This is a genomic window from Mitsuaria sp. TWR114 (assembly GCF_007997345.1).
On the sequence record NZ_VOSR01000086.1, the window covers coordinates 1 to 6365 of the forward strand.

Genomic DNA, 6365 nt, shown 5'->3' on the forward strand with positions numbered 1-6365 from the left:
GCGCCGGCGACGAACTGGCGCGCGTCCTTCGCGTAGCCGGGCCAGGCGATGAACGCGTCGCCGGCGCCAACGGCGCGGCTGTCCGTGCGCAGCTGGCCGCTGGGCGTCCATTCCAGGAGCCAGCGGGCGGCGGCTTCGGGGGATTTCAGGTGCATCAACATGGTTCGTGCCCGCTCAGAAACTCTCGTCGACGGCTTGCAGCCGTTGCTGCGCCACGATCTGCGGCTTGACATCCAGGTCGGGCGGCTCGCCCAGCAGGCGCAGCGTCTGGGCCACCACCTGGCTGAACACCGGTCCGGCGACGGCGCCACCGAAGTACTGGCCGTTCTTCGGCTCGTCGACCATCACCGCCACGATGATGCGCGGCTTGGAAATCGGTGCGATGCCCACGAACCAGGAACGGTATTTGTGGCTCGCATAGCCCTTGCCTTCCTGCTTGTGGGCGGTGCCGGACTTGCCGCCGACGCTGTAGCCCTGGACCATCGCCTGCGGCGCGGTGCCGCCCGGCCCGGCCGCCATCTGCAGCATGCCGCGGATCTCCGCGGCGACCTTGGGGCTGAAGACCTTGATGCCCACCACCGGCTGGTCCGCCGGATGCTTGGTCATCGTGATCGGGATGATGTCGCCGTCGCGGGCGAACACCGTGTACGCGCGCGCCAGCTGCAGCAGCGAGGCCGACAGGCCGTAGCCGTAGCTCATCGTCGCCTGCTCGATCGGCCGCCAGCTCTTCCACGGCCGCAGCTTGCCGGTCACCGCGCCGGGGAAATCGATCTGCGGGCGCTGACCCAGGCCGATCGCGGTGAACATCTCGTGCATCTCGCGCGGCTGCATCATCAGCGCCAGCCGCGCCGCGCCGATGTTGCTGGACTTCTGGATCACCTGCTGCACGGTCAGGTCACCGTGCGGGTGCGCGTCGGTGGGGGACCAGCCCGAGATCACCACGCTGCGCGGGCCGGTGCTCAGCAGCGTGTCGGGACGCACGCGGCCGGTCTCCAGCGCCAGGCCGGCGGTGAACGGCTTCATCGTCGAGCCGGGCTCGAAGACGTCGGTCAGCGCGCGGTTGCGCAGTTGCTCGCCGGACAGGTTCTGGCGGTGGCCGGGGTCGTAGCTGGGGTAGTTGGCCAGCGCGAGGATCTCGCCGGTATGCACGTCCAGCACCACCACCGAGCCGGCCTTGGCCTTGTTCTCGGCCACCGCGTCGCGCACGCGCTGGTAGGCGAAGAACTGCACCTTGGCGTCGATCGACAGCTCGATGTCCTTGCCGTTGGTCTCGGGCACGCGCTCGCCGATGTCCTCGACGACGCGCCCCAGCCGGTCGCGCACGACCGAGCGCGAGCCGTCGCGCCCCTGCAGGTCCTTCTGGAAGGCCAGCTCGATGCCCTCCTGGCCCTTTTCCTCGATGTTGGTGAAGCCGACGATGTGCGCGGCGGCCTCGCCCTCGGGGTACTGGCGCTTGTACTCGCGGTCCTGGAACACGCCCTTGAGGCCGAGCTCCTTGATCTTGCGTGCGGTCTCGTCGTCGGCCTGGCGACGCAGGAAGACGAAACGGTTGTTCGGATCCAGCCGCTTGTCGAGCTCGGCGCGCGACATGTCCAGGATCTTGGCGAGCTGGCGGCGCTTCTCGGGATCGGTGTCGACCTCCTTGGGGAAGGCCCAGATCGACGGCACCGCGACGCTGGCGGCGAGCACCTGCCCGCTGCGGTCGCTGATCTTGCCGCGGCTGGCCGGCAGCTCCATCTTGTGGGCGTAGCGGGCCTCGCCCTGGCGCTGGAAGAAGTCCTCGCCGATCAGCTGGATGTAGGCGGCGCGCGCCAGCAAGCCGGTGAACGCCAGGCCCACCAGCGCGACCAGGAAGCGCGACCGCCACGGCGGCGTCTTGGACGCCAGCAGCGGGCTGCTGGAATAGCTGACGCCGCGCGTGGGCGCGTTGCGGGCTGCGCCGCGCGCGCCCTGGCCGAGCTTCTTGCCAAGTCTGCCGATCACCGCGCCGCTCCCTGCGGGGCACGCATGCCGCGCACACCGCTGGCTTCGATCGCCGGCGCGTCCGGATTGAAGGTGATCGCGGGCGAGATCGGCCGCATCTTCAGCCGCTCCCGCGCGACCTGCTCCACGCGCAGGTTGGTCGCCTGCGCCTGGCGGTCGGCCATCAGCTTCTGGTAGTCGGCCTCCAGCCGGCGGCCCTCGGTCTGCGCGCGGTCCAGCTCGGTGAACAGCCGGCGCGACTCGTAGGCGCTGCGCACCATGTAGATGCCGGAGACCATCACCGCGACGAGCAGCAGCAGGTTCAGGCGGCCGATCATCGACGGCCTCCCTTCTTCTGCTTGCCGGTGGATTCGGGCACCGGCGCCGGGATCGGCGCCTCGGTGCGCTCGGCCACGCGCAGGATCGCGGAGCGCGCGCGCGGGTTGCCCTGCACCTCGGCCTCGCTGGGCATGACGCGGGCGATGGCGCGCAGCGGTTGCGGCCTGGGCGCGGCGAAGGGGGCGCGGCGGTCGAACTCCTCCTTGCTGTGCGAGGCGATGAAGTTCTTGACGATGCGGTCTTCCAGCGAATGGAAGCTGATCACCGCCAGCCGGCCGCCCGGCTTGAGCCGCGCGAGCGCCGCGTTCAATCCCTGCTGCAGTTCCTCAAGCTCGGCGTTGACGAATATCCGTAGAGCCTGAAATGTGCGCGTTGAAGGGTCCTTGCCCGGCTCGCGGGTTTTGACCGCACCAGCCACGACTTGGGAAAGCTCGGCGGTTGTCCGGACAGGACGCCCGCCTTCCCGGCGAGCCACAAGCGCCTTTGCAATCGGGAGAGCAAACCGTTCTTCGCCATAGTCGCGGATCACCTGTGCGAGTTGGGACACCTCCGCCCGGGCGATGAAGTCCGCGGCGCTTTCGCCCCGCGTCGTGTCCATGCGCATGTCGAGGGGGCCGTCGAAGCGGAAGCTGAAGCCGCGCTCCGGGTTGTCGATCTGCGGGCTGGAGACGCCCAGGTCCAGCAGGATGCCGTCGACCAGGCCGACGCCCAGCGCGTCGAGTTGCGCGGCCATGTCGGCGAACGCGCTGTGGCAAATGTGGAAACGCGGGTCGTCGACCCGCGTTGGTCCGGAGGTCGCGGCCGCGACCGCCTCGGGGTCGCGGTCGATCGCGATCAGGCGCCCCTCCTCGCCGAGCCGCGACAGCAGCAGCCGCGAATGGCCGCCGCGGCCGAAGGTGCCGTCGACGTAGATGCCAGCGGGGGTCGTGAACGCGCCATCGACCGTCTCGTGCAGCAGCACGGTCGTGTGGGTGAAGGCGGCGGGGGTGGACTGCTCGCTCATGAGGCTCAGAAGCTGAAGTCCTGGAGCACGGCCGGCATCTCGGACTGCATGATGGCGGCCTCGTGCGCGGCATAGGCCTGGGCATCCCAGAGCTCGAAGTGGCTGCCCATGCCCAGCAGCATCGTGTCCTTCTGCAGGCCGGCCGAGGCGCGCAGTTCCGGCGCGATCAGCACGCGGGCGGCGGCATCGATTTCGACATCCTGCGCGTTGCCGAGGAAGACGCGCTTCCAGCCGGCGGCGGACATCGGCAGCGCGGCGACCTTGTCGCGGAACTGCTCCCAGGCGGGACGGGGGAAGACCATGAGGCAGCCTTCCGGGTGCTTGGTCAGCGTCAGCTGGCCGCCGCACAGCGCCTGCAGGACCTCGCGGTGCCGCGCAGGGACGGTCAAGCGCCCCTTGGCGTCCAACGCCAAGGCACTCGCCCCCTGAAACACGACATTCGCCACTTTGCCCCACCGAATTGCACTTTCTCCCACTTTAATGGCGAGACCGGCGCCGTCAAGGAAATTTGGCGTTTTTCCCAATCAAATCAATTACTTAGCCAGCATTCTCACGCCATTGCGCAAAATAAAAGTCGTTGTAAATGAAGGACTTAACAAACGGTGTGGAAGTGATGGATCAACTGAAATCGGCAGTCGTACCCGCTTGAAACCGCGGCCGCCGGCACCGCCGCGGCAACGCGCTGGCTCCCCGATCGGTGGGAGACCGGGGCGGTCCCACCCTCCGGCGGCCACCGGAAGGGGGCCAAAGTGGGAGGAAAGAAAAAGCCCGGCACCGGCCGGGCTTTCGTTCCGTCGGAGCGCGCCGCAGCGCTGGGATCACGGCATCGCCGAAGACGCGGCGGGGGACGGGGTGGCAGCGGTCGCTGTCGCGTCGACCACGCCGCCCTGCCACCAGGCCGGCGTCGGTCCCGGCTGCTCGATCGCCATCGGCGCGCCGATCACCGGCGTCACCAGCTCCACCTTGCGCAGCCGCGCCAGCGCGCTGATGCGCTCGAACGGGTCCTGCCAGCGGTGCATCGCCAGGTCGAAGGTGCCGTTGTGGATGGGCAGCAGCCGCTGCCCCTTCAGATCGATGTGCGCCTGCATCGTCTGCTCCGGCTGCATGTGCACGTAGGGCCAGCGCGGGTCGTAGGCGCCAGTCTCCATCAGGGTCAGGTCGAACGGGCCGAAGCGCTCGCCGATCGCCTTGAAGCCGTCGAAGTAGCCCGTGTCGCCGCTGAAGAACACCCGCAGGTCGCCATCGATCAGCACCCACGAGGCCCACAGCGTCGAGTTGCGGTCGCTCAGCCCCCGGCCGGAGAAATGCTGCGCCGGAGTGGCCGTCAGTTGCACGCCGGCGATCGACGTCCCCTGCCACCAATCGAACTGCTGCACCTTGGCCGCGGGCACGCCCCAGTCGATCAGGCGCTGCCCCACGCCCAGCGGCGTCAGGAAGCGGCGGACCTTGGGCGCCAGCGCCAGCACGGTGTCGTGGTCGAGGTGGTCGTAATGGTCGTGCGAGAGGATCATCGCCTCGATCTCAGGCAGCTCGTCGAGCGCGATCGGCGGCGCGTGGAAGCGCTTCGGCCCCATCCACGAGAACGGCGACGCGCGTTCCGAGAAGACCGGGTCGGTGAGCCAGAAGCGGCCGCGCAGCTTCAGCAGCACCGTCGAATGGCCCAGCCGGAACAGCGTCCGGTCGGGCGCGGCCAGCAGCTGGTCCTTCGTCAGCGCCTGCACCTCGATCGGCCGGTCCGGCACGGTGCCGGCGGGCTTGTGGAACATGAAGTCCCAGAAGATCCCGACCGTCTTCCAGAAGCCCTGCTCGGGCTCGACCGCCGGATTGCGGAACCGGCCCTGCGCCCATTGGGGCGACTGCTCGCGGGAGGGTTGGCCTCCCTCCGGCGCGGGGGTGGACGGCCCGTTCGAGGGCACCGGGGTGGGCGAGGACATCACACGGGAAGCGGTCATGGCGAGGGCTCCAACAATCAGGACGGCGACGACGCCGCTCAGCGCGGTGAGCGACAGCGGCAGCAGCGAACGGAGGACGGGGGTCAGGCTCATCTGAAACTTGCACTACACAGTGTAGTTTTGGCGAGTGTAGGCAGGTGGGCCGGAAAAGTAAACTCCCCGGTGTAAGATTGCGCCCCATGACTGCCGACGCCCCTCTCCCTGCCCCCAGCCCTGCCGTCGAGCCGCCTGCCGACGAGGTGGTGGGCGGCGACGCCGAGCGGATGCGCCTGACAGACCGCAAGCGCCAGGCGATCGTGGACGCGGCGATCGCGGAGTTCCGCGAGCATGGCTTCGAGGTGGCGAACATGGACCGCATCGCAGGCCGGGCGCAGGTGTCCAAGCGCACCGTCTACAACCACTTCAGCGGCAAGGACGCGCTGTTCGACGCGATCCTGGAGCGCCTCTGGGCCGCGACGGAGGCGCAGGTGACGCTGGCCTACCGCGCCGACCGCCCGCTGCGCGAGCAGTTGCTGATGCTCATCGACCAGAAGCTGGCGATGAGCGGCGACCCGCAGTTCCTCGACCTGGCGCGGATGCTGATCGCCGAGGCGATCCACGCGCCGCAGCGGGCGCGGGACATGTTGGGCCGGCTGGGGGGACGCGAAGAGGGATTGACCGTGTGGATCCGTGCGGCGATGGCCGACGGGCGCTTGAGGGCCGGCGACGCGGCTTTCGCAGCGGCGCAGCTGCAGGCGCTGGTCAAGGGCTTCGCGTTCTGGCCGCAGATCACCATGGGACAGCTCCCGCTGGACGCGGCGCAGCAGCGTCAGGTCGCGGATTCGGCGGCTGACATGTTCCTGTGCTTCTACGCGGTGGAAGCGGGGGGCTGAAGTTCCCCCCTTCTTGGGCGTTCGCCGGGGAGACCCCTCACCCCTGCCCTCTCCCCGCACGGCGGGGAGAGGGAGTTCCTCGGGGCGGGGGCTGGGCTTGTGGGCGACGCTGGCGGGCGGGTTAGAAGTCCGTAGGTCCGGACTGGCCGGCGCTCAGTCGGAAGGTGCCGACCACGTCGGCCAGCTTCTGGGCCTGGTCCTTGAGGCTCTCGGCGGCGGCGGCCGATTCCTCGACCA

6 protein-coding genes are annotated in these 6365 nt (G+C 69.2%); 1 reads left to right on the forward strand and 5 read right to left on the reverse strand.

The genetic code is table 11. The annotated features are described in order from the left end of the window. Window positions 1-174: 174 nt before the first annotated feature. From FUT87_RS04510 to FUT87_RS04530, 5 genes are all read right to left on the reverse strand, one after another. Window positions 175-1980, reverse strand: coding sequence for a penicillin-binding protein 2 (locus tag FUT87_RS04510; RefSeq protein WP_147240223.1), 1806 nt, complete (start codon window positions 1978-1980; stop codon window positions 175-177). Beyond that, the gene (gene ftsL / locus FUT87_RS04515) at window positions 1980-2300 is read right to left on the reverse strand and encodes a cell division protein FtsL (protein ID WP_221213850.1); all 321 of its coding nucleotides are present in this window, start codon (window positions 2298-2300) and stop codon (window positions 1980-1982) included. Before ftsL ends, FUT87_RS04510 begins: the two co-directional genes overlap by 1 nt. Then, window positions 2297-3304 carry a 16S rRNA (cytosine(1402)-N(4))-methyltransferase RsmH gene (gene rsmH, locus FUT87_RS04520; protein WP_091726030.1) on the reverse strand — a complete coding sequence of 336 codons (1008 nt, stop codon included), beginning with the start codon at window positions 3302-3304 and terminating at the stop codon, window positions 2297-2299. The genes ftsL and rsmH overlap by 4 nt, the downstream gene beginning before the upstream one ends. Before the next feature lie 5 nt (window positions 3305-3309). Further along, window positions 3310-3750, reverse strand: coding sequence for a division/cell wall cluster transcriptional repressor MraZ (mraZ, locus tag FUT87_RS04525; RefSeq protein ID WP_233218122.1), 441 nt, complete (start codon window positions 3748-3750; stop codon window positions 3310-3312). A gap of 372 nt (window positions 3751-4122) precedes the next feature. After that, window positions 4123-5238: an MBL fold metallo-hydrolase gene (locus FUT87_RS04530; RefSeq protein ID WP_147240224.1), complete on the reverse strand. Its 1116-nt coding sequence runs from the start codon at window positions 5236-5238 to the stop codon at window positions 4123-4125. A gap of 281 nt (window positions 5239-5519) precedes the next feature. Between FUT87_RS04530 and FUT87_RS04535 the strand changes: the two genes are divergently transcribed. Next, complete coding sequence (locus tag FUT87_RS04535; RefSeq protein WP_222617045.1) at window positions 5520-6128, forward strand: TetR/AcrR family transcriptional regulator; 609 nt, start codon at window positions 5520-5522, stop codon at window positions 6126-6128. Window positions 6129-6365: the final 237 nt, after the last annotated feature.

What these genes read in the sequence shown, in the direction of transcription:
- FUT87_RS04535 (WP_222617045.1), top strand. Translation starts at nt 5,520, where the DNA reads ATGCGCCTGACAGACCGCAAGCGCCAGGCGATCGTGGACGCGGCGATC.
- ftsL (WP_221213850.1), bottom strand. Translation starts at nt 2,300, where the DNA reads ATGATCGGCCGCCTGAACCTGCTGCTGCTCGTCGCGGTGATGGTCTCC.
- rsmH (WP_091726030.1), bottom strand. Translation starts at nt 3,304, where the DNA reads ATGAGCGAGCAGTCCACCCCCGCCGCCTTCACCCACACGACCGTGCTG.
- FUT87_RS04530 (WP_147240224.1), bottom strand. Translation starts at nt 5,238, where the DNA reads ATGTCCTCGCCCACCCCGGTGCCCTCGAACGGGCCGTCCACCCCCGCG.